Below are 22458 nucleotides of genomic sequence, written 5' to 3'. Positions count from 1 at the left end.
GCTGGCTCTCCCAGATCCTGATGAGTTCGATGGGCCAATGGCTTACAGTTTGATTTTGCCTTCAGCTGCCATCTGCATGTAACTGGGATCAAAGCGGAACTGGATATTGCTTGCGTCACCGTAAACACCAGCAGGGGTTTCGATACCGATGAACGTGGCATCGGCAGCACCATCACCCAATAAGCCATGCTCGAATGAGAATTCGGCCACGTACTTCATGGTGTCTTTCAACTGTGCGCTGGTGGTGAACTCAACCGCTGAAGCGGGGGTGTAGAACATCTTGGTAGATGCAAGCTGTGCTTCGTAACCTTTGAGGTTAGTACCTGAAGCCATCCCCATGGCATAACGGGCTTTCTCACCGGCTTCGCCATCAGCGCTCATCACACCCATGATCTCGTACCAGGCACCCACCAAGGCTTTACCAAAAGCAGGGTTCGCTTTTAGGGTCTCGGTGTTAACCACTAACAGGTCGATGATCTCACCAGGGATCTGAGAAGAATCAAATACCTTTGCCGCGTTTGGCATGGTCGTGATCTCAGACAGCAGCGGGTTCCAGGTAGTCACCGCAGTCACATCTGGCGTAGTAAAGGCTGCCACCAGATCCGCATCAGAGGTGTTAACCACCTTAATATCTTTTTCGCTCAAACCCACGGTCGACAAACCGCGCGCCAATAGATAGTGGGAAACCGACAGCTCAACCAGATTCACCTGTTGGCCCTTAATGTCGGCCAGTGACGCGCCGTTTTTCAGCACCACACCATCATTACCGTTGGAGAAATCGCCAACAATCAGTGCTGTAGAATCAACACCGCCAGCGGCGGGAATGGTCAGGGCATCCATGTTGGTCATGGTACAGCCGTCAAAGGCGCCTGCGGTGTACTGGTTGATCGACTCAACGTAGTCGTTGATCTGCACAACATCGATCTCGATGTCATATTTGTCCGCCCATTTGTTTACGATGCCTTCCGCCTCGCCGTAATGCCAAGGCATCCAGCCAACGTAGATGGACCAACAGATCTTGAAGTTGTCTTTAGCGAATGAAGCGGGAGATGCGAGCAGTAATAGCGCGAGTGCCGTGGCTTTGATTTTCATTTAGCGTACCCCTTTCGTATTGGCGTTTTTTATTTGCGCAGAAGGTGACGACGGCATCACTGCCTTCGGTTCATCCTCCCGGGCTTTTATCCCGCCGTGTAACCTCGAAAGAGGTCGTTCGCTCTCGGACCAGACACTTGCGATGCAAGCCGGAACCCTAGCCAACTATTTTCCAAATTGTCGGAACAGTAAAGGCAAACAACGCCATCAACTCTTCTGCTGCAAATACTAATACAAATGCTGTGCCAATCAATAAAGCACTTATAAAACAGTCAATTAAATAAAATAGAGTTCAAGAAATATAAACCACCGCCCCCAAACGGTGCAACCAACGAGATCTACATCACTGCGATTGGGCAATTAGAGTGCATCGTCCAACCTAGTTAAGAAAGCAATACTCAACCATCGAAATAAATTGCTGCTTCACTCCGATTATTGTCGCGAGATATTAGGCTATGCTTCTGACATAGCAACGTTTTCTAACTTCATAACGAGCCAACAGAAACTCGGGCAAAGTCACGATGACACAAAACGAAATGATAGAGCTGCTGCATTCATTGGCTGTCTTCAAAGACCTAAGCCACCGGCAACATGTTGTGTTGGCAAAATACGCGGTAATTGAAGAGATACCAGCAGGTGAGATATTGATTTCAGATGGTGTTTGCTTTGACAGGCTAAGCCTCATTCTCGCGGGTAAAGTCGGTTATTACCGGCAAGAGCGAGGCGCAGCGGAATCATTGGTGATGGAATCTTACCAATCCTATTTTGTCGGTATATTTGGTTTACTTTTCAAACGCAGCCCGGGGGTCAAAGCCCGCGTGCTTGAACCAGTAAAAATGCTATCGTTGCAATTTGAACATATTGCTTTCTTTGAAAAAAATGAACCTGCTATCGCCTTAGCCTTGTACAAAAACATCTCCATGCTTTGTGCTGAAACGATACTAAGAGTGATAAATAAATGAATAGATTATGTGGCTAGCCCCCTCTGCGGCAGCGACATAAGTGATGATTTTCTACGTAAAACCATCGTTCTCCCAGTTACCATGCAGTAGCCCTCAACCTGTAGTGTTTAATGCGCCCGCGGAGATCGGCTTATTCCATCTCCAAAACATATGCACCTCTATCATTCTAGTGCTCTCAAGTTCACTGTTTCGTCCTTGAAACAAAATGAACGCTTTATCGGTCTGGATCGTATAGTCAGCGGTAAGTGGTCAGCGCTACACTGAGCACTGCAACAGATTGCCCATAGAGATGATTAATGAGAGTACCTAACAGATGAGCAGATGGTTGTTCCTATTCGTTGTTGTTATCAACGCGTTGGCATTAAGCAGTGCTCATGCCGCCTCAGAACCACAACAACATCCCCATATCGAAGTCCAGCTGGTCAGTGAATTCAGTCATTGGCAGCAGGATACCCCCAACTGGGTGGCGGTGGTCTTGCGGCCTGAGCACCATTGGCATACCTACTGGGTTAACCCCGGAGAGTCGGGTTTACCGACACGGATCAATTGGACGTTACCAGACGGCGTTGAGGCGGGTGATATTGTTTGGCCAACGCCTGAGCGGATTGAAGCGGCGGGGATCATTAACCTAGGTTTTGAAGAAGAAACCCTACTGTTGGTGCCACTGACCGGCGAGCCCAGCGCAGAGAGTCGTGAGATCAATATCCACGCTGACGTGAGCTGGCTAGTGTGCAAAGAGAGCTGTATTCCCGGCAATGCGACGCTCCAGATGACGCTGGCAAAACCAGACGGCAATATTCCGCTGCCAACCGAGTTTGCCGCAGCCTTTAGCCAAGCCAGAAGCCAAACAGCAACCCCCTTGTCACTGACGGCACACACCAGAGTGCTCTCCGCAGAGGCTGAACAACGGACGCTGCAGCTGGCGATTACCAGCAGCGCGTTGCAGCAAGCATCAGCAGATTTATCATTGACCATGCTGGCTGGCAGCGATCTGTTTGTCGAACAAGAGTCCTTAGTTCAAGCTTCGGCATTGCCTCGTTGGCAGCAACAGGGCGACATGCTGGTGGCCAGTCTGGCGCTAAACGATTACTTCACTACCCTTCCCAAACAAACCGCTTGGTTATTGATCACACCGGATAATAAGCGCCTGCGGTTCAGCGCAACCGCTGGAGATTGGCCAGCCCCCTCGGACACAGCCGTTACCGCAACCGCAGGATCTGCACAGAACGGCGCACATTCACTGCTGATCCTGATGCTGATGGCACTGATCGGTGGCTTACTGCTTAACCTGATGCCCTGTGTTTTCCCAGTACTGGCGATTAAGGCGGTCAGCCTGATGAAGTTAAGGGGCAAAGAGAAACGCGAAGCCCGCTTGCATGGTTGGCTCTATCTCGGAGGGATCCAAGCATCGCTCCTGCTACTCAGTGGCTTACTGCTGCTACTGAAATACTCAGGACAACAGATCGGCTGGGGCTTTCAGTTGCAAGATCCCTGGTTTTTGGCGGTACTGGCGTCCTTGATGCTCGCCATGGCACTGGCGCTGTTTGGCGTGTTTGAACTGGGCGCACGTTTTATGTCAGTCGGCCAAGCGCAGATCAGCCGTGGCGGCCATCAAGCATCGTTTCTTTCTGGCGTGTTGGCCGTGGTGGTCGCCAGTCCCTGCATGACGCCGTTGATGGCACCCGCCATCGGTACGGCGTTGACCTTGCCCGCCATTGAGATGATCCTAATCATGCTGGCATTGGGCTTTGGCCTTGCCCTGCCTTTGTGGGCGATCAGCATGTTACCGCGACTGGCAGCGATGTTACCCAAGCCGGGGCCTTGGCTGGAAACCTTTAAGCAAGCGATGGCCTTTCCGCTATTGCTGACATCAGTGTGGTTGCTCTGGCTACTCAGTAACCATCAAATATTGGCGGTGATAGCGACCCTACTGCTGTGGGTGATTGTGGCTATGTTGGTGTGGATGCGCCGTCGCCAGTTGCACCGTACCTTTGTTGTGAGTCTAGGGTTGCTTCTCGCTGCTGGCATTAGCTATCAATTCACTCTATCGGCAACGCAATCAGAACAAGCCCTGCCCGAACAAGCCTATAGCGCGGAACGGCTTAGCGACAGCTTGTCATCAAACCAAGCGGTGCTGGTCAATATGACCGCTGATTGGTGTTTAACCTGCAAGGTAAATGAACGGATAACCTTTGCTGATAGCAAAGTAAAAGAAGCGTTTAACCAGCTGGGTATCGCTTACCTGGTCGGTGACTGGACCCATAGAGATGCCAATATCACCCAATACCTGGATCAATTTCAGCATGCAGGCGTCCCCCTTTATGTACTTTACGATAAGCAGGGTAACAGTCAGGTGTTACCACAGCTGCTAACCCCGACACTTTTGATCGATTCGTTAAACCAAGCGGTACAAGTGAAACCAAACCGACAACCACCAGTGGAGTAATCACATGTTGAAAATCACCCTCGCGCGCTTTTGCAAATACGCCCTGATGATAGCTACCTTAGTGAGCAGTTCGTTGGCATTCGCTGCCGCTAAACCTGGGCAGGCCGCACCGGATTTTTCACTACCAAGTGCCAGCGGCGATACTGTGAAGCTATCGGACTACCAAGGAAAATACGTGATCCTGGAATGGACCAATCATGATTGTCCCTTCGTGAAAAAGCATTACGGCAGTGGCAACATGCAGGCTCTGCAGAAGCAATACACTGGCGAAGATGTGGTATGGCTATCGATAATCTCGTCGGCACCCGGCAAGCAGGGTAACGTTTCAGCCACTGAAGCGATGGCGTTAACCAAGAGTCGCGATGCCCACCCAACCCACGTGCTCTTAGACAGCAGTGGTGACGTAGGCAAAGCTTACGGCGCAAAAACCACGCCGCATATCTATGTGATCACACCACAAGGTAAACTGGCATACATGGGTGCCATCGACAGCATCAAATCAGCCGATCCTGCCGATATTCCAAAAGCAGACAACTACCTGCAGCTGGCGATGGCTGATCTCAGCCAAGGCAAAGCAGTAGCGCAACCACTCACCAAGCCCTACGGCTGTTCAGTGAAGTACTAGGTAACCTTTTGAAGCCTTTCACCAGCATGTACCGTTACACGAATCGCTGGTGAAAGCTTTATCGAATCGCCCCAATATCAATGTTGCACTGACCGTTTATTCACTTAACAATCAGCTGGTTTTGGCGACGCCCTCCTCAGGCTTCTTTTCAAAGTTCATCGTCACCTGATGGCACAGGCTAACGACTGCTTTATCGTCTAGGATAAGCGGCTGATACTTCCACTGCTTTATCGCTCGCATCGTCGCTTTTCCATAACGTGCATTCGGCCAAGATTCGACAATTTGAATATTGATTGGCTCCCCCTCCGCATTGACGTCTAAGATCACTTTTGCAAAACCTGGCTTCCCAGGTTTTCCATTGCGCCCTGGGTATTGTGGGGAAACACGGCTTACAGGCACAACACTCTTCCTTGCAGCGCCTTCCAACTGATATGCGGGTGTAGCTTCAAACCCTTCACAACGGTTCTCGTTCTGCACAAGCTGGGGTTCAGATACACAACCAGTAGCAGAGAGAAATAGTACAGCGACAGTCATAATTAACTTTTTCATATTACATTCCTTGTATTGCTTACCTAGCAGTCTTTTTGAGAGCGGTTCTATTTAACGCTAATTTAATAGCTCGCACAACTCTCCGAAATATGGATAAGCGACGAAGCGATAGGTGTCGACACATCGTAAAAACCACAAAAAAAACACCTTACAAACAGCAACTTAAGCCACCTCCACTTCAGAAGTTTGTTCATACATCGATTTTTCTGAGCGCCCATGGTTATAGGTAAATGTGCCCACTGTGCCAATTAAGAAATAAGATCTTTAATAGGATTTTCGCCTAGAAACTAAAAGGCATGAGTGCGTGGAAGCGGAGTTAATAAACGGCACAATTTGTCGTAACCAGACTAAACAGTTATGAGGTCTATAGGTAGGTTAAGTGAAGTACTAGCCTAAGACGTTAGGCAATGCGCCAACATGTTCTGCAGGTGCGGCTTGTTGGTGTATTGCCCTATAGAGATAGAAGCTCAGTACAAGCCAAGTGAATGGAGCTGCCTTCCTTGCATAGAGAGCACGTAGGAATTGGTCAAATAAACAGCTGTACTTTAAGATCCAGTCTCTGTACTATGCACGCAGCTCGAAAGAAAGCCTATTGTTTACATTCTCCATGACGTTGTTTTATTCGTAATTCCTCGCCCTGTAGTATCTAAGTATCAGTCTATTTTCTCGCTAAAATTGCCTTTCCATAGGCGCAAATATATTTAAATATCAGGATGTTATTATGTCTAACACAGTAAGCGGTACCGTAAAGTGGTTTAACGAAGCTAAAGGTTTCGGTTTCATCGAGCAGAAAGATGGTCCAGACGTATTCGCTCATTTCAGCGCTATCGCTAGCACAGGTTTCAAAACCTTAGCTGAAGGCCAACAAGTAGAGTTCATCGTAACTCAAGGCCCTAAAGGCCCACAGGCTGAGAACATCGTAGCTGTATAAGCTGCCTCTCAGTTACAAAAAAGGACACGCCTCACGGCTTGTCCTTTTTTTTGTCTTTAAAACAGAATTGATACTGCGCCGCTCGCGGAAGAGCTATGGCATCTGCTGATAAAATAATGCGCTGGCAGCTACTCTGCTGCAACCAGACGCTGGTATAGCTGGTCTTTCATCTCCGCTCTTTCATGTTTAAGTTGTTGCATCGCCAGGTCATCAATCGGCGCACCATTCAGTTCGAGTACCCGTATCTTTTTATCTAAGGCGTTGTAATTCTTATTCTCTTTCGCAAAAGATTCATCACTTTCAATAAGTTTTGCTATGAGATCTTGGTATTTAGGAAAATCATGACCGAGAGAATGGCTTTCACCCAACATACACACCCCTTTCTTTCGTCAACGACGAAATCTGATTTATGAGAGTTAGTAAATGTAGCAGCTATCGGGTGATTAACCCGTGGGTTAGAGCATCGATCGATTGCTCAACCGAAATCACCTAACCAGAGGTGTGGCTACTCATCAGGTAGACCTTCTCATCCATCATACTTTTCGGCGCTGACGGATCTTCAGGATCATAGAGCAGACTATGTTGGCCATACAGCAGCTCCACTTGGTAATGCGCTTGGTATAGCGCTGCTATCTCTGCATCTACCATTAAGGCAGAATTGCTCACCGCTTCATCTGCTGATTCTGTTGTCATCAGCAGTATCTGAGTGGGTTGCGCTAAGGTTTGTTGAAAGTGTTCGATATAACGGGGGCGCAGCTCGGCGGCAAACGCCGTCAGCGATGTGCAATCATAAAGCGTGCGAATGCCATGCAAATCATTAGCGGTCAGATCAAAAACATCGCCACACCAGATCTCAATATTGCTCGCACGCCAGATAATAAAGCGTCCTCTTTTCTCGCGGCTGGGTTTCACCTGCCGGGATTCGAAGTAGGCCTTGATGGCGATCCTGCTCAATTCGACGCCCATCACTCGATAGCCGAGATCGGCGAGCAGATCCATGTCATGGCTTTTGCCGCATAACGGCACCAGGATCTTTTCATTCGCGGGCAGGTTCAGCTGGGATAAAAAGCGGCGCAGTAAATGATGGCTAACCGCTTGGTGAAAGCCTATGTCGTTACGCTTCCACTTCTCTTTCCACAGGAGATTACTCATCGACGGCTTAATAAGCGTCGAATAACCGTAAGATCCTGACCTATCCCTTGGCTGGCAAAACGGAGGAGAGACAACATATTGACCGCTATCTAGACAGGTATGAGTGCTACCATCCCATATAAGCGAGCAAATAGACATCTTGTTATCTGAAAAGCGCTACCACCACTTTGCTACCTGGCAAAAGCGGTGGCCGCCATCATAGGTCTCAGGCTACTTTCAGTGCTTGTTGCTGACTGGCTAAATACTCGTTGTAGCTGCCCTGGAAATCGATCACCTGCTGATCTTTAATCTCGATCACCCGCGTTGCCAGTGACGAAACAAATTCACGGTCATGGCTAACAAAGATCAGTGTGCCTTCATAACCAGCTAACGCCGAATTCAAAGCTTCAATCGCTTCCATATCCAGGTGGTTGGTTGGCTCGTCCATGATCAAGACATTGGTGTCCATCATCATCAGTTTGCCAAATAGCAGGCGGTTCTTCTCACCACCGGAGCAAACACGTGCTTTCTTGTTGGCATCATCGGCAGTGAACAATAAGCGCCCTAGCATGCCCCGCACCATTAAGTCATCATGTTTCGGCGTACGCCACTGCGACATCCACTCAAACAGTGTTAAATCGTTGTCAAAATCGGCGCTGCTGTCTTGCGGGCAGTAGCCAATAACGGCGTTTTCTGACCACTTAATTTCGCCGACATTGGCTTGCAGCTCATCAACAAGGCAACGTAAGAACGTGGTTTTACCGGCGCCATTCTCACCGATAATCGCCAAACGCGCCCCAGCTTCCAGAATCACATCGCCGTTATTGAACAACGCTTGCTGCTCAAAACCGTGACCGAAGTTTTCCAGCACCAATGCCTGACGATGCAATTTCTTATGCTGCTTAAACTGCAGCGATGGTGAAACACGACTGGATGATTTCACTTCATCCAACTGAATTTTATCCATCTTTTTAGCCCGAGAACTCGCCTGTTTGGCTTTGGATGCGTTCGCAGAGAAACGATTAACGAACTGTTGCAACTCCTCCAGCTCGGCACTCTTCTTTGCGTTCGACGCATGCAATTGCTCGCGGATCAAACTAGAAGCCGCGGTAAATGCTTCGTAGTTACCCGGATAGATGCGCAACTCTCCATAATCAATATCAGCCATGTGAGTACAGACTGAGTTCAGGAAGTGGCGATCGTGGGAAATAATGATCATGGTGCACTTACGCTGATTCAGCACGGTAGCTAACCAGTTGATGGTATGAATATCCAGGTTATTGGTTGGTTCATCCAGCAACAACAGATCAGGATTAGCGAACAGTGACTGCGCCAGTAAAACGCGCAACTTGCGGCCTGGTGCGATCTGACTCATCAAGCCAAAATGCAGCTCCTCCTCAATCCCGGCTTGCAACAGGATCTCACCCACCCGGCTTTCTGCGGTATAGCCATCCATTTCAGCAAACTGGGTCTCCAACTCTGCCACCGCCATGCCATCTTCTTCACTCATTTCGAGCTTGCTATAGATGGCATCACGCGCCTGTTTCACTTTCCATAAAGCCACATCGCCCATGATCACCGCATCCACTACGCTGTACTCTTCAAAGGCGAATTGATCCTGGCTAAGCGTACCGACTGTGAGTCCTGGCGTTATCGAAACATTGCCCGAGGTAGCGGTTAACTCACCGCTTAGGATCTTCATGAAAGTCGATTTACCGCAACCATTGGCGCCAATCAGGCCGTAGCGATTGCCATTGCCAAACTTGGCGGAGATATTTTCAAACAGAGGCTCAGCACCAAACTGCATGGTGATGTTAGCGGTGGTGATCAAAAGGAATATCCTTGATAGAAGGCGGTATCGGGCATAACGCACAAAATTGCGAGAAGTGTGCTGCGAGAGGGTGCGCACTATAGAGATTTGCGACGGCTATGTCGAATAAGATTGTATGCTAAATAGACGTTTTTAAGCTTAGTCGTTAACGGCAGAACCAGGTGATGGAGCCAAGTAAGTGCACTATCGGCGCACTTACTCCTGAAGCATCAGCTATCTTCCTGCGCAGAAACGACCCTGTTTCTACCGGTTTCTTTGGCATGGTATAGCGCCTGATCTGCGCGCTTTATGAGTTGATTGAGTGCCTCACCAACCTGACACTGGGCGACGCCGAAGCTAGCAGTCACTTTTATCGGATAATCGAAGCTTAGGCTGAGTAATTGTTGCCGCAACTTTTCAGCAAGGCTAGCAGCCCCATTCAAGGTCGTCCCGGCACTGACCACCATAAACTCTTCGCCACCCCAGCGCCCAACACAATCAGCCTTACGGACTGTCTCCTTCATCAGTTCAGCGACACGGGTTAACACGGCATCTCCCGCCTGATGACCAAAATTGTCATTAACCTGTTTAAAATGATCCAGGTCGAGGATAATCACTGAGAAAGTCTGCTGATAGCGCTTAAAGCGCTCCATCTCAGTCGCTAACACTTCATCCAATTTACGGCGATTGTGCACCTGCGTGAGGACGTCGGTCACCAACAGCTTTTCAATCGCTTTTCGGTCATTAATATCCTGAGATATCTGGGTATACCCCGTTAGCTGGCCGTCGGCGTCATACTCTGGACTAATGACACTGTCGATCCAGAAATCTTCTCCTGACTTCTTCCGATTATGCAGTTCGCCCCGCCAGGTTTTGCCGGAACGGATGGTACCCCAAAGATCTTGATACAGGCTTACGGGCGTTTCCGGATGACGTACGACGTTATGGCTCTTTCCCTCAAGTTCCCACAAGGCATAGCCACACTTTTCACTAAATGCCGAGCTGACATTGGTGATAACACCATCTGTATTGGTCGTCGAACTGATAACGTAGCGATCTAACACTTCGTTGGTTCGGTGCAGAGCATCAAGCGCACTGCGTAACTCTGACTGCAAACGCGCAGGAAACATGGCCGCAAGCCATGACAGTGGGAACGAAATTAATACCACGATGGCTGCGATCACGGTCGCCGCCGTCATGTTCCCGCTTTGCAACTGCTCTACAGCCTCAAGTTTGGGTATCATCACCACCTGCAAGCGCTCTCCACTGCGGTAGTACTCATCGATACTAAAGCTCTGTACATTCCCGACTGCAGCGTTAGGACTGACCAAAATCTCAGCAGCGACATCAGGCATCACCCGCTTGAAAGATTCTTTTCCCGGCAGATAACGGCTCCAGGCCAGCGCAGCATCGCGATGAAACAGGATCTCACCGTCACCATCAATAAGAAAAATATCGAAATCATTGGAATAGACCAGCTGACTGAGCATCTGCTCAGCCTCAGCGTTAATGATCACCATACCAGCGAACTGGTTATTGGAAAAAATCGGAGTGGATACACGATAGGTGGGCCGAACGGGTCGCTCTATCTCGCCATTCTCCACATTCAGATCTAGTTTCGAGTGCCAAAACTGACGAGCAGGCAGCTGAGCCGTTTCGGTAAAATAATAACGATTACGCTTGTTTTGCATTTTCTCATCAGCAACAACGTCCACCCGCTGGCCATCTTTGCTTCGGTCAACGCGAATACGTTCAAAACCATTGGCATCAATAAACCGTACCTGCATAAAGCCACGGTGAGAGTGGGCAGAGGCAAGAAAAAGATGTTTCGCCGCGGTACGGGTTGCACTGTTGGGGTTGTCGATGAATGCTTGGGTCAATTGATTTTCAGCTAACGCTCGGACAATCACTTCCAACGATTGCACCGTTTGGCTCAGATCTTCTACCTTATTTTTTCTTTCAATAACGAATCGACGCTGCACCTCTTCATCAATATTTGAAAACTGTAATTGGTAATTGATAAGTGAGGTCAAAATGGCGATCGCGGCACCGAACGCAACAAAGCACAGGGAGAGAATAACGTAACTTTTTTTACTACTGGTGGGTAGATTATCTCTAGGCTGAAATGGTGTTGGCATTGATAAACTCCCACGTATATATACCTACATTCTGTATGGTATTAAGAAGTTTAGCTAAAACTTAACCAAGTTAGTACAACTAAGTAACAAAAGTTGAATCTGTGATAGCTAGCGAATTTACCAAGATTGAATGTTTAACAGCAAGGCGGTGGTAAGCTATAAAAGCTGCTCCATCCGAAGGGCTACAACACTCATATTTTCGGCCATCAAGGGTGTCACTGAAACGGAGGCGTTTACAAATCACTATGTGGCTAGAGATCATTATTGCAGTGCTATCGGGGATTGCTGGCGGAGTGACTCTAATAGGGTTGGCCGCTTTGCTGGGGGTTCGCCTAGGCGGCTATTTTAGCCCGCCGCTGTTTATGTTGGGGCTTGCCGCGTTATTGGCTGTAGTCGCCTACCACTTGGCGTTGAAACCACAGTTCTATGTGGTCATTTCCCAGGACAATAAGCCGTTAACCAACTACAGCATGCCCCGAATAGCGGACGGTATATACATCACTGAACATGCAGATATTCAACCCGAACTGGAGTTTAGTGATCTAGTCATCCAACTCGAACACTCTGAGGAGTGGAAGCTGTGTCAGCACTACCCTTCACAGCAACTTGATATATGTATCAATAAAAAAGGCTGGTGGTGATAGTTAGCAGGCAATCAATCTATTGGCTAAGTGGTGCAATAGATTGTTTTTCCGCAAAGCAATCCAGACCACTTATTTCCGCTGCAGGCACAGGTTTAGCGAAATAGTACCCTTGCATTTGATGGCAATGCATCTGTTGCAGCATCTCTACTTGCGCTTGTGTTTCAACGCCTTCGGCGATCACTCGCAACCCCAAATTTTCAGCTAATGAGAGTGTCGCCTGAATAATCTTCTGGTTGGTATTCCGTGCATCTGAACTAACCACGAAACTTCGATCAATCTTCAGCTTGTCAACATGCAGGTCTTTAAGCCGGCCAAGGGATGAGTATCCCGTACCAAAATCGTCAATGGCGATTTTGACGCCCATCTCCTGCAGTGCAGCAAGTTTTTGCGCACTGTTCTCAAAGTCCGTGAGTAACGCGGTCTCGGTAATTTCAAGTTCCAGGCTGGTTGGCTTTATGCCGTGCTGTTCGATCGCTATCTGCACAGAGCGAACAAAGTCACTGCGTTGCAGTTGTTTAGGCGAGATATTAACTGCGATGACTCTGTCACCGATAAGCCAGGGCTTAGCTTCTTGTATCGCGCGATCTAATACCCAGTGTCCAATCGTTTCAATTAAACGGGTCTCTTCTGCCACCTCAATAAAGACCCCTGGCGGGATTAGTTCATCGTCATGCAACCAGCGTAATAACGCTTCAAAGCCAATCACTTCCCCTGTTTTCAGATCCACTTGGGGCTGAAACACCAAATAGAACTCGTTAGCGACAATCGCTTGCTTTAAGCCACTCTCCAAACGATAGCGCTGCTCTAGCGCTTCACCAATATCGTCAGAATAGAGATGAAACTGACCTTTGCCCTCATCCTTGGCCTTATACATGGCGGCATCCGCAGCTCTTAGCAATGCATCAGGGGCATCGCCATCCTCCGGATATACCGCTATGCCAATACTATAATTGAGCATGATTTCATGCTCTGCAATAGTGTGAGGGATCTGTTGTGAATCAATGATCCGCCTGACGGTATGCAGGATGTTGAAATCAGAGTCACTCAAGTCGAGTAGTATCACAAATTCATCACCACCTAACCTAGCTACCGTATCCTCTTGACGCATTTGCGATAGCAAACGATCCCCCACGCTTTTGATCAGCATATCGCCTTGCGCGTGACCATAGGTATCATTCACCACTTTGAAATTATCGAAATCAAGAAACAAGACACCCACAGAATGCTGACGGCGTTTAGCGCTGGAAAGCATCTGGTTCAAGCGCTCAATGGCTAACGCACGATTGGGTAAATCAGTGATGGGATCGTAATAAGCATTAATGGATATTTCGCGATTCAAACGCTTAATATCAGCCATCCGGCGAACGCCATAGACAACAGCAACCATACCGATCCACAGCAGTGCCAGTAGGAGCTCATCGAGGTCCCAGGACTCATGCGCTCGGGTAAATTCATACAACGCCTCTACCAATTCGAATTCAAAATAGGTCGTTGTAAAAGTCAGGGCAACAACGACAACGACACCGATGGCGAGCTCAAATCGAGCCGCTCTGCGTAATCGTTTAGAGGTGTGGGTTTGGCTCAGTTGTTGAGCGCGTTTAGGCATCCGACTCCCTTCGCTTGGAACCATCTTTTGCTTAATTTTAGCGCGTATTTTCAACACAGTAGAAAAACTAACAGGTAAACCCTGCAGAAGATCAAACGCGCTGCCAGGAAATGTGGCTTGCCCGACCGACAACCAGCTAAAAGAGTCCCACCGCCCTAAATCGGGCTAACACCTAACATTTATCTGCCGTATACCGGTTTATATCTCCCTGTAACGCCGCCACAGCCTGTTGATGCTGACATTCACTGTCTGTAGGGGGAAACTGCTTATCCCAGGCTTGAAATAGCTTACGCTGCTTACTGCTGAGCTTTACCCCATGCTTGTCAGCCATATAAAAGTAGATACGCGCGATCCAGCCTCGCGCGCGTTGTGGCGGCTCAGCAACCCGCTGCTTAAAATCGACCTTCATCGGGCATTGGCCATAGCTGCCATATTTTGATGAGGTGACCATCCCAAAGCGGAAATTACTGCGGTTGCCATTAACTTCGCCAATGGCGGGCACCAGGTTATGCATATCCCCTTCAAACGCCTTAAACGCAGTACTGCGCTTACCACAATTTTTACGACCACCATTTTGCCAACATTGCTTTTGATGACCATATTCCCACGCTGGCACGACATGCTCCCACTCGATACGGCTAGCGCGCTTCTTCTCTTTACGCACTTGATAGCCGCAGCTGGCGAGATCTGGAATGAGCTTCTTACCCTGCGTTTGAAAACGACAGCCACAATAAAAGGAAGTAGGTTCTAGCTGGCCAGCATAGAGGGACTTTAATTGGCGTTTCGCCTGAGAAAAACTGTACTCATCGGCCAGAGCTTGAACGGATAAAAACAGAGAAAACAACACAAAAAACAGCACACGATACAACAAGAACAACCTCTTCGCGTTTACAACCACATCAACAGACAGTGTCCCTTAAATTCTTGGTCACTCAAGTAGCAGTGACACGCAGGGGCTCCAGCCCTGCAGCTATCCTAGCATGCTCCCTCCACTAACGGGCAAGGAAGATCAAGGTTGCTCTTCCAACATAGCAAGCGCCTCGATAGCGTCATCAAATTCGTAATCTGATATCGCCTGACTAAGCCTTTCTAACGCCCCCTTATGCGCAGCAATTCCTGGCACGCGTTCCACTGCCGTCAACAGTTCAGCGGCATCGGTATTGCACTCATCCAACAATATCCGCATCTGCGCGATCAGTGGGGTAAGCTGCGCCATATCTAACGGTTCGCTGACCGCCACCTCTGTCTCAGGCTTAACCAAGTGCAAGCTCAAACCAGCGATCACTGGCGCCAACTCCACTATCACGGCAGCAAGCAACTCAGCGACGATCTCATCACTTTGCTGCTCCTGACAGGCCTGCTCTAACAGCCGCGCCTGCTCTGCCACCGCCAACGCGCCAATACTGGCCGCCGTACCTTTCAAGGTATGAGCAGTACGCTCTGGTGCATCAGCGTCACTGTCTTGTCGGGCGAGCAGGAACTGTTGCTCAAACCCTTGTTGGCCACTAAGAAATTTATTCAGCAGTTTCAGATACAGCTGCTGATTTCCCTGAGTCACAGCCAACCCAGCTTGTTTATCGATACCGGGAAAGTCAGGCAACTCTGCGGATACCGGTGCAGCAACCGCCTTAGGCGTGTCAGTCAACGGAGCGATGTTTGCTGAGGGTTTGATCCATTTCGCCATGATGGCAAACATCTCGCGGACGTTGATAGGCTTCGCGATATGATCATTCATCCCCGCGGCCAATACTTTTTCACGGTCTCCTGCCATCGCATTAGCTGTCATAGCAAGTACCGGCAAATCCTTCCACGCGGAGTTTTCACGCAATTTACGCGTCGCCGCATAGCCATCCATGACAGGCATCTGACAATCCATCAATACGCCGTCAAATTGACCTTTTGCCAGTTTATCTAACGCTTGTTGACCATCATCGGCCACCTCTACTGACAAACCATTAGAGAGCAACAACTCCACTGCCAACTCCTGATTCATCTCATTGTCTTCAACCAACAAGATATGCGCACCGCGCAATACTGATAACGCAGCTTCCAGTTCCTCTTGGCGGGAACCCGTGCGGCTCTCTTTAATCACCTCTTTGCCGATAGCAACCATAATGGCATCCAGCAGCGAGGATGGGGTAACCGGCTTGCTCATCACGCTACTGATATGCGTGGTGTCGGCATGCTCCCGAGCTTCATCACGGCCATACGCTGTCGCCATAATAATGCGCGGCTGTATCGTCAGCATCAGCTCGTTCTGAATGGCCGCTATCGCAGCAAAACCATCCATGCCAGGCATCTTCCAGTCCATGATCACCACGTGGAAAGGATCGTCGGCTGGCGCCTCTTTCAACGCTTGCAACGACGCGGCGCCAGAGCTGACCGCTTCATTACGAAGACCAAAACTAGACAACATGTTGCAAAGAATATGGCGCGCAGAGCCGTTGTCATCAACCACCAAGACCCGGGTATCACCCAGCACTGTTTGCGCACGCTCTCTGCCGGTCGTCGCTTCGCTCTGCTTGCCAAAACGAGCGGTAAAGATAAAACGGCTGCCCTCGCCCTGCTCGCTTTCAACCCAGATATCACCCTGCATCAGTTCGGTGAGATTTTTAGAGATAGCCAAGCCCAAACCGGTACCGCCAAATTTGCGCGTAGTGGAGCTGTCTGCCTGACTAAAAGATTTAAACAGGCGTTGTTGCTGCTCCTGCGACATACCGATACCGGTATCACGTACGGTAAACTTAATCTCTACCTCATCATCGGTTTCATTGAGCAACTCTGCGCAGATCACCACCTCTCCGTGCTCGGTGAACTTCACGGCATTGTTACCTAGATTGACCAATATCTGCCCCAGCCGCAGCGGATCGCCGATCAGCGCCGTGGGCATCTCAGCCGGAATATCAAACAGCAGCTCTAAGCCCTTATCTTCAATGCGCAGCCCCACTAAGTTAGCCAACGTATCCAACACATCTTCGAGCTGGAAATCGATAGCTTCCAATGACATCTTACCCGCTTCAATTTTTGAGAAATCGAGGATGTCATTGATGATGCCAAGTAATGCTTCCGCCGAGCGATGTACCTTCTCAACATAGTTGCGCTGTTTAACGTTCAGCTCCGTTTGTAGCGCCAGATGGGACATACCAATAATGGCGTTCATCGGTGTGCGGATCTCATGGGACATATTGGCCAAGAAATCCGACTTAGCTTTAGTCGCAGCTTCAGCCACCTCTCTCGCCTTGGTCAGTTCAGTAATATCGGTAGAGATACTGCCTAACGCAAAGACCTCTCCCTCACTATTGCGGATCGGAAAGCGATAGGAAAAGTAGATATGCTTAGTACCGTCGGGATGGGGAAACTCCTCTTCAAAAGCGACATCGTCTCCCTTGCGTATTACCTCCTTGTCATGGGCTAACAGCGGTCCAACGACCTCTTTCGGCAAATAGTCATAAGGTGAATGGTTGATCGCTTGCTCTTCACTGATACCCGTCGCCTCACACCAGCCGGGATTGACCAGCAGATAACGACCATCAAGCCCTTTGATGTTTACCACCGCAGGTGAATAATCCAGGATCCCTTTTAGCAGCAGCCGGTTCTCTTCCAGGGTCAGTGCGGTCTCTTTCTCCTGACTGATATCATCAGTCGTCGCAACAAAGTGGGTTATCTCCTGAGCGTCGTTAACCACAGGCGCGATCGCCAACGATGCCCAAAATAGCTCTCCCCCTTTCTTCTTATTAACAAGTTCACCATGCCATACCTGACCCTCAGCGATGGTCTGCCACATGGTTTGATACAGTGCTTTCGATGTTTGACCACTTTTTAATAGTTGAGGCGTTTGACCGATCGCCTCTTCCGGACTGTAACCGGTTAATTTAGTGAAGTTAGGGTTAACATATTCAATCACCCCATGACTGTCGGTGATCACAATACTTAAGGGACTGTACTTGATCGCTTGCTCCAGCTTCTTCAGCTCCAGAGTGCGGATTTCAATGCTCTCAGCCATGGCATTATAGATGTTGGCCACGGTACCAATTTCATCCCTGTTACTGACTTCAATGCGCTTACTGTAATCCCCCAGCTTGATCGCCGAGCTACCTAGCGCAAGTTGAGTCAGCGGCTTCACCACCCTACTTTTCAGGGTGAAAAATGCACTGATACAGAGCCCGATACAGCAAACAATTAATATCCCGATGAACCATACAATCCGCGTATTGTTGGCATTTATCTGCTGCAACTCATAGGCCGTACGTTTACCTACCAGAAAGAAAAACTCATCGATACGACGCATGATCTGAGCTTTGGCTTCGTTATATGCTTGGCCATGAACCAGCTGCCGCGCCAGCTCAAGATCGGGCTCCCCCTGCATCATCTCTTTACCATCATCATAGAAAAACAGACCAACAGCAGCATTCATCGCCCTTGATTCGATGGCGATGAGTCGATCCGAATCAGATTTAGCTTGTTCAAGTTTTTCAGTCTCTTGCAAAGAAAATCCCAAAGCCTCCATTCTTTGCTCAATACTGTAGGTTTCGCCATCTTGGTTTTGGCTGAGCGTACCGGCGATCACCTGATCCCAATAGGATTGCTGAAACCCTTGCGGGTGGGGCTTTTTACCATCACGGATCTCTATGATCTCCTGAAAATAGTCGCGATAAATCGAGTCACCAGTCACCGCATAAAGACGCGCCATTCTGGTTAAATCATCTGAAGATTGTTTTACCTCCAACGCTAACGCCAGAGACGAGTACTTCCGAGCTTCAACCAGTTTGTGTTCCTCGATACCAGCGAGCAACAAGCCGACCAGCATGCCTGCGGTGATAGTCAGAAAAGAGAAACTAAGAAAAACGACGAGCAGATTCTGCCGAATAGATAAGCGCAACAGGTAACGGTGAGCCAGTATAAAAAGCACAACGGTAGCCAACCCAACGGCGATAAGCAGGTAGGACAAAGTCGCCTGCCAAGCCACGCCTTCGGTGACGATCGAATCCATGGTTTCCCCTTATCACCCGCTTTTAACTGGTAGCTATGCGCAAGATGTCCGTAAAGTGTTTGATTTACTAGTAATAATAAATAGCGCGAATTTCAGCGAATGCCATCTTGATGAGGCAAAGATTTGATCAACAAAGGGATTTATCGACTATCAGGAGCGATTCAAAGCAATGGCCTGATCCCCGGCAGGTTTTTTTGATTTCTATCCCATAAAAAGCAAAAAGCGGAGAACTGTCTCCGCCTTTATATTTAACTAAGCCAACGCAACGTTATTTGTTGTAACGACGTGCCGCAGCAAAACCTGCCACAGCCAATCCCATCAAAGTCAGCGCAGCTGGGGCAGGAACAGCAGATTGAGCGGCCGTCACGGTGACATCCGACACACCGTGATTACCAACAATATTACTCGTCCACCAAGCAGCCTTGCCAGCATCATTGATATTCCCTGAATCCCAACCAAAGAAATAGCTGATATTTGAAGAAAGACTATCGAAGGTCCACCAATCAAAGGTATTAGCACCCGAATGATTCCAAGTAGTAACAGCTGCACCATCATAATCAAAAGAGTAGTCCAGTAGCGTACTGAACTGGCCATCTTGATAATCTCCGCCCACCAGACTACCCAAGGTACCGCCTGCGGCACTGCTAGTGACGGTAAAGTCGATCAAGGTAAATGTACCTGCGCCTGCAGCGACACCGTCAGTAACAAATTGGCCGGCTTCGCCACCAAAAGACCAATCCCAAATAACATCAGCCTGCGCCGAGTGTGCTGCCGCACTTAATGCCAATACACCAAATATTTTAGCTAACTTCATTACTTCTACTCCCAGCTTTGTATTTCTTTATAAGAATAATGAACCATATAGTCAGCAAAAAACGAGCCAATCATTAAAAAGCTATAATACTCAAAATGATGGGACCTCCATCTCTAAAACCTGCGGATAGAATGACAACTATCTCGACACTAATTTGATTGTTATATACACAAAAAAGCTGACCGTTTAGATCAGCTTTTTATTCTCTCGTGTCAAAAGCACTGCTTCCCCCTATTGGGGATCAATTTGTAAATTGCTTCTGTTCATCAGCTTCTGCATTCGAGAGAGAGCGGAGCACAACCGCGGCCCATGCAGATAACGAAAGCAGCAACATACTTGATACCAGCAAACCCAGATTAAACATCAAGCCAGCACTAACCATTTGCGCTTCAATCCCCTGCACCACGCCATGACAAGCACTAAACAACACGATAGCGGACAACACTAACAGTTGAAATTTAGCTTGCCGCCAACTCACCAACGCCAACACAGGTAGCGCGAATACTGACGCCAAGACCAATTGTTCGAACAATGATGCCGATGCCAACATACCGGAAACAAGGCTACCAGCCACTAAGCCTGATAGCAGCGCCACGCCGGACATCACCAGCGCGCCAACACGCTGAGAGCCGACAAACGTAGCGATTAAGAGACCAAAACCTACCATCGCGATCAAATGATCCCAGCCGGTGATGGTGTGCATTAAACCAGCACTGAATTCTGCACCCGCGCCGTGGGCGACATGCTCATGCCCCGCATGGGCAAATACCTGAGCGGAAGAGAAAACCGACAATAGCACTGCGGCAGACGCACCATATTTTGTGATTAAACTTTTCATACACACTCTCCTTCTTCAGCACTAATTTCGGCCACTGTCACCGGTTTTGGGGTCAACATGCCCTGCTCAATAATAAAATCTATGATGGTTTGCACACCGTCACCGCGCATTAAGTTGGTAAACACAAACGGCCGTTCGCCACGCATTTTTTTCGCATCGCGATCCATTACATCCAAAGACGCGTTCACCATGGGGGCGAGATCGGTTTTGTTGATAATCAGCAGATCAGACTTAGTAATACCGGGGCCTCCTTTACGGGGGATCTTGTCACCAGCGCAGACGTCAATCACGTACAAGGTTAGATCTGACAACTCCGGGCTAAACGTGGCGCTGAGGTTATCGCCACCACTTTCCACCAGTACGAATTCCAACTTCGGATGACGCACCAGTAACTCATCAATGGCGGCCAGATTCATAGACGCGTCTTCACGAATGGCAGTGTGGGGACAACCGCCCGTTTCCACACCCAGAATGCGATCGGCTTCCAGCGCTTCATGGCGTAACAGAAACTCGGCATCCTCTTTGGTGTAGATATCGTTGGTCACAACAGCTAAGTCATAGTGCTGCCGCATCGCCTTACACAGTTGGCGCAACAGCGCGGTTTTTCCAGAACCGACTGGGCCACCGACGCCGACTCGTAAACATTGTTGGCTCATATCAACTCCTAAATAATCGTGAATATTGTTGTTCGTGCCAGGCGCTGACCATGGCAAAGGCCGGCAGGGTCATGCCGATCTCGTCATCTGCGACCGCCTCCCCGTCACTGACACAGGTTTGGATCGCGCCGTGCAACTTTAAAAGGATCTTCTGCGCTGCCGTCTGCCCCAATGGCACCGTTTTACATGCCACCACCACTTGATTCTCCAGCCAGCTCCACAGCCAGCCAGCTAAGGCATCAGCCAAAGGGATCTGCAACTTCTGCGCGGCATAGGCATACATCGACAGGTAACCGGGCAGTCGCTCCCCCGGTATCGCAAAGCCCCCCTCGGGTGCCAGCTCCAAGCTATGGATCAAACGGGAGAAGGTAGTGCCTAACTGCGTTTCCTCTTTCAGCAGTTCAGCGCTTTCTCGATTGGCCATCACTACATCCTGCCAGTAGCTAACGGCATTAAGATCCTGCTGTTGCCAGCTGATATACAAGCGCTTCAGCAGAGGTATATCCACATGGGATAGACCGTGGGTCATCATCTGCTCCAGCCATTGTTGCAGGCTATCAGGATCCTTCACCCAGCCCAGTTCTACCGCTGACTCCAGCCCTTGACTGTAGGCAAACGCACCGATCGGCAAACTAGGACTGCTGAGATGCAGTAACGACAGCAGGTTTGCGCTGGCCATCAGTGGCTATGACCTGTCACTGGCAGTGTTTCTGCCGGATGTTCATGGCTATAGTCGTGGCTATGATCATCATCGTGGGAATGGCCATGACCATGGGAGTGCCCTCCCAGCCCCTGGGCATACGCGCCATTTTCTGGCGTAAAACCGGCTTTTTCTGCGGTCACGTTCAGTCCCAGCAACTCAACCATCTGCTCCAAGACATGGTCAGGTTGAAAGCGGATCCAACGCTCACCCACTTGCAGCGGTACATGGCGATTACCCAAGTGATAACAGGCACGGGCAAAGGTGTGCCAACAATCCGTTCTGGCAACCACCACCTGTTCCGCTTCCGCTTTCACGGCGAAACATTTGCCACACTCAGTCACCAAGTAGTCGCCTTCCATCAACACCTCACCACGGGGCAGAAACACACCCACGTCATGACCAGCATCAGAGCTGGCACGGAAACGTCCTTTCTGGCGCAATGAGAAAGGCAGCGTCAATTGATCAAATAACTCGCCCACCGGATGACTATGCTTGGCGATAATTCTCAACATATCTCTCTCCA

General features: G+C 49.2%; 19 protein-coding genes and 1 riboswitch. Of the genes, 5 read left to right on the top strand and 14 right to left on the bottom strand.

Features of this window, described 5'->3' with window-relative positions; translation table 11 throughout:
- Positions 1-42: 42 nt before the first annotated feature.
- Positions 43-1092 (bottom strand): putative urea ABC transporter substrate-binding protein, encoded by a 1050-nt coding sequence (locus DU002_RS16375; RefSeq protein ID WP_114339514.1) that lies wholly within the window; start codon positions 1090-1092, stop codon positions 43-45.
- 73 nt (positions 1093-1165) lie between these two features.
- Positions 1166-1264, bottom strand: a riboswitch (guanidine-I (ykkC/yxkD leader).
- Positions 1265-1613: 349 nt separating this feature from the next.
- Between DU002_RS16375 and DU002_RS16370 the strand changes: the two genes are divergently transcribed.
- The 3 genes from DU002_RS16370 to DU002_RS16360 all read left to right on the top strand — a co-directional run bounded on the left by DU002_RS16370 (position 1614) and on the right by DU002_RS16360 (position 5125).
- Positions 1614-2054, top strand: coding sequence for a cyclic nucleotide-binding domain-containing protein (locus DU002_RS16370; RefSeq protein WP_114339513.1), 441 nt, complete (start codon positions 1614-1616; stop codon positions 2052-2054).
- 313 nt (positions 2055-2367) lie between these two features.
- Positions 2368-4500 carry a protein-disulfide reductase DsbD family protein gene (locus DU002_RS16365; protein ID WP_114339512.1) on the top strand — a complete coding sequence of 711 codons (2133 nt, stop codon included), beginning with the start codon at positions 2368-2370 and terminating at the stop codon, positions 4498-4500.
- A gap of 4 nt (positions 4501-4504) precedes the next feature.
- Complete coding sequence (locus DU002_RS16360) at positions 4505-5125, top strand: thioredoxin family protein (protein ID WP_114339511.1); 621 nt, start codon at positions 4505-4507, stop codon at positions 5123-5125.
- A gap of 111 nt (positions 5126-5236) precedes the next feature.
- On the opposite strand, the gene DU002_RS16355 is transcribed toward DU002_RS16360, so the two are convergent.
- Positions 5237-5674 (bottom strand): TonB family protein, encoded by a 438-nt coding sequence (locus DU002_RS16355; protein ID WP_114339510.1) that lies wholly within the window; start codon positions 5672-5674, stop codon positions 5237-5239.
- 721 nt (positions 5675-6395) lie between these two features.
- Between DU002_RS16355 and DU002_RS16350 the strand changes: the two genes are divergently transcribed.
- On the top strand, positions 6396-6605 hold the full coding sequence (locus DU002_RS16350) for a cold-shock protein (RefSeq protein WP_114339509.1): 210 nt from the start codon (positions 6396-6398) through the stop codon (positions 6603-6605).
- Between the two features lie 128 nt (positions 6606-6733).
- On the opposite strand, the gene DU002_RS16345 is transcribed toward DU002_RS16350, so the two are convergent.
- The 4 genes from DU002_RS16345 to DU002_RS16330 all read right to left on the bottom strand — a co-directional run bounded on the left by DU002_RS16345 (position 6734) and on the right by DU002_RS16330 (position 11684).
- Entirely contained in the window at positions 6734-6976 is a 243-nt protein-coding gene (locus tag DU002_RS16345) for a YdcH family protein (protein ID WP_114339508.1), read from the bottom strand.
- A gap of 118 nt (positions 6977-7094) precedes the next feature.
- Positions 7095-7757, bottom strand: a complete 663-nt coding sequence (locus DU002_RS16340; protein ID WP_158538099.1) for a class I SAM-dependent methyltransferase — start codon at positions 7755-7757, stop codon at positions 7095-7097.
- A 205-nt stretch (positions 7758-7962) separates the two neighbouring features.
- Positions 7963-9567: an ABC-F family ATPase gene (locus DU002_RS16335; RefSeq protein WP_114339506.1), complete on the bottom strand. Its 1605-nt coding sequence runs from the start codon at positions 9565-9567 to the stop codon at positions 7963-7965.
- Between the two features lie 209 nt (positions 9568-9776).
- Positions 9777-11684: a sensor domain-containing diguanylate cyclase gene (locus tag DU002_RS16330; protein ID WP_114339505.1), complete on the bottom strand. Its 1908-nt coding sequence runs from the start codon at positions 11682-11684 to the stop codon at positions 9777-9779.
- Positions 11685-11929: 245 nt separating this feature from the next.
- On the opposite strand from DU002_RS16330, the gene DU002_RS16325 reads away from it, so the two are divergent.
- Positions 11930-12325: a hypothetical protein gene (locus tag DU002_RS16325; protein WP_114339504.1), complete on the top strand. Its 396-nt coding sequence runs from the start codon at positions 11930-11932 to the stop codon at positions 12323-12325.
- 19 nt (positions 12326-12344) lie between these two features.
- Here the strand turns inward: DU002_RS16325 and DU002_RS16320 are convergent, their stop codons facing one another.
- The 8 genes from DU002_RS16320 to ureE form a co-directional block, all read right to left on the bottom strand.
- Positions 12345-13934, bottom strand: a complete 1590-nt coding sequence (locus DU002_RS16320; protein WP_158538097.1) for a putative bifunctional diguanylate cyclase/phosphodiesterase — start codon at positions 13932-13934, stop codon at positions 12345-12347.
- Between the two features lie 172 nt (positions 13935-14106).
- Positions 14107-14805, bottom strand: coding sequence for an endonuclease (locus tag DU002_RS16315; protein WP_114339502.1), 699 nt, complete (start codon positions 14803-14805; stop codon positions 14107-14109).
- A gap of 138 nt (positions 14806-14943) precedes the next feature.
- Positions 14944-18924: a response regulator gene (locus DU002_RS16310; RefSeq protein WP_114339501.1), complete on the bottom strand. Its 3981-nt coding sequence runs from the start codon at positions 18922-18924 to the stop codon at positions 14944-14946.
- 268 nt (positions 18925-19192) lie between these two features.
- Positions 19193-19738: a PEP-CTERM sorting domain-containing protein gene (locus DU002_RS16305; protein ID WP_114339500.1), complete on the bottom strand. Its 546-nt coding sequence runs from the start codon at positions 19736-19738 to the stop codon at positions 19193-19195.
- Positions 19739-19979: 241 nt separating this feature from the next.
- Complete coding sequence (locus tag DU002_RS16300) at positions 19980-20576, bottom strand: HupE/UreJ family protein (RefSeq protein WP_114339499.1); 597 nt, start codon at positions 20574-20576, stop codon at positions 19980-19982.
- Positions 20573-21232, bottom strand: a complete 660-nt coding sequence (gene ureG / locus DU002_RS16295) for an urease accessory protein UreG (protein ID WP_114339498.1) — start codon at positions 21230-21232, stop codon at positions 20573-20575. The genes DU002_RS16300 and ureG overlap by 4 nt, the downstream gene beginning before the upstream one ends.
- A gap of 1 nt (position 21233) precedes the next feature.
- Entirely contained in the window at positions 21234-21911 is a 678-nt protein-coding gene (locus DU002_RS16290) for an urease accessory protein UreF (protein WP_114339497.1), read from the bottom strand.
- Entirely contained in the window at positions 21911-22447 is a 537-nt protein-coding gene (ureE, locus tag DU002_RS16285; RefSeq protein WP_114339496.1) for an urease accessory protein UreE, read from the bottom strand. The genes DU002_RS16290 and ureE overlap by 1 nt, the downstream gene beginning before the upstream one ends.
- Between the last annotated feature and the right edge of the window lie 11 nt (positions 22448-22458).

Source organism: Corallincola holothuriorum (genome assembly GCF_003336225.1).
Lineage (GTDB): Bacteria > Pseudomonadota > Gammaproteobacteria > Enterobacterales > Neiellaceae > Corallincola > Corallincola holothuriorum.
This window is presented reverse-complemented; position numbering and strand designations above follow the sequence as displayed.

Bases quoted from the DNA above. Each gene is read 5' to 3' on its own strand.
- DU002_RS16325 (WP_114339504.1), top strand. From the start codon at position 11,930: ATGTGGCTAGAGATCATTATTGCAGTGCTATCGGGGATTGCTGGCGGA.
- ureE (WP_114339496.1), bottom strand. From the start codon at position 22,447: ATGTTGAGAATTATCGCCAAGCATAGTCATCCGGTGGGCGAGTTATTT.
- DU002_RS16290 (WP_114339497.1), bottom strand. From the start codon at position 21,911: ATGGCCAGCGCAAACCTGCTGTCGTTACTGCATCTCAGCAGTCCTAGT.
- DU002_RS16355 (WP_114339510.1), bottom strand. From the start codon at position 5,674: ATGAAAAAGTTAATTATGACTGTCGCTGTACTATTTCTCTCTGCTACT.
- DU002_RS16320 (WP_158538097.1), bottom strand. From the start codon at position 13,934: ATGCCTAAACGCGCTCAACAACTGAGCCAAACCCACACCTCTAAACGA.
- DU002_RS16350 (WP_114339509.1), top strand. From the start codon at position 6,396: ATGTCTAACACAGTAAGCGGTACCGTAAAGTGGTTTAACGAAGCTAAA.
- DU002_RS16370 (WP_114339513.1), top strand. From the start codon at position 1,614: ATGACACAAAACGAAATGATAGAGCTGCTGCATTCATTGGCTGTCTTC.
- DU002_RS16375 (WP_114339514.1), bottom strand. From the start codon at position 1,092: ATGAAAATCAAAGCCACGGCACTCGCGCTATTACTGCTCGCATCTCCC.
- DU002_RS16305 (WP_114339500.1), bottom strand. From the start codon at position 19,738: ATGAAGTTAGCTAAAATATTTGGTGTATTGGCATTAAGTGCGGCAGCA.
- DU002_RS16365 (WP_114339512.1), top strand. From the start codon at position 2,368: ATGAGCAGATGGTTGTTCCTATTCGTTGTTGTTATCAACGCGTTGGCA.
- DU002_RS16360 (WP_114339511.1), top strand. From the start codon at position 4,505: ATGTTGAAAATCACCCTCGCGCGCTTTTGCAAATACGCCCTGATGATA.
- DU002_RS16345 (WP_114339508.1), bottom strand. From the start codon at position 6,976: ATGTTGGGTGAAAGCCATTCTCTCGGTCATGATTTTCCTAAATACCAA.
- DU002_RS16310 (WP_114339501.1), bottom strand. From the start codon at position 18,924: ATGGATTCGATCGTCACCGAAGGCGTGGCTTGGCAGGCGACTTTGTCC.
- ureG (WP_114339498.1), bottom strand. From the start codon at position 21,232: ATGAGCCAACAATGTTTACGAGTCGGCGTCGGTGGCCCAGTCGGTTCT.
- DU002_RS16330 (WP_114339505.1), bottom strand. From the start codon at position 11,684: ATGCCAACACCATTTCAGCCTAGAGATAATCTACCCACCAGTAGTAAA.
- DU002_RS16300 (WP_114339499.1), bottom strand. From the start codon at position 20,576: ATGAAAAGTTTAATCACAAAATATGGTGCGTCTGCCGCAGTGCTATTG.
- DU002_RS16340 (WP_158538099.1), bottom strand. From the start codon at position 7,757: ATGAGTAATCTCCTGTGGAAAGAGAAGTGGAAGCGTAACGACATAGGC.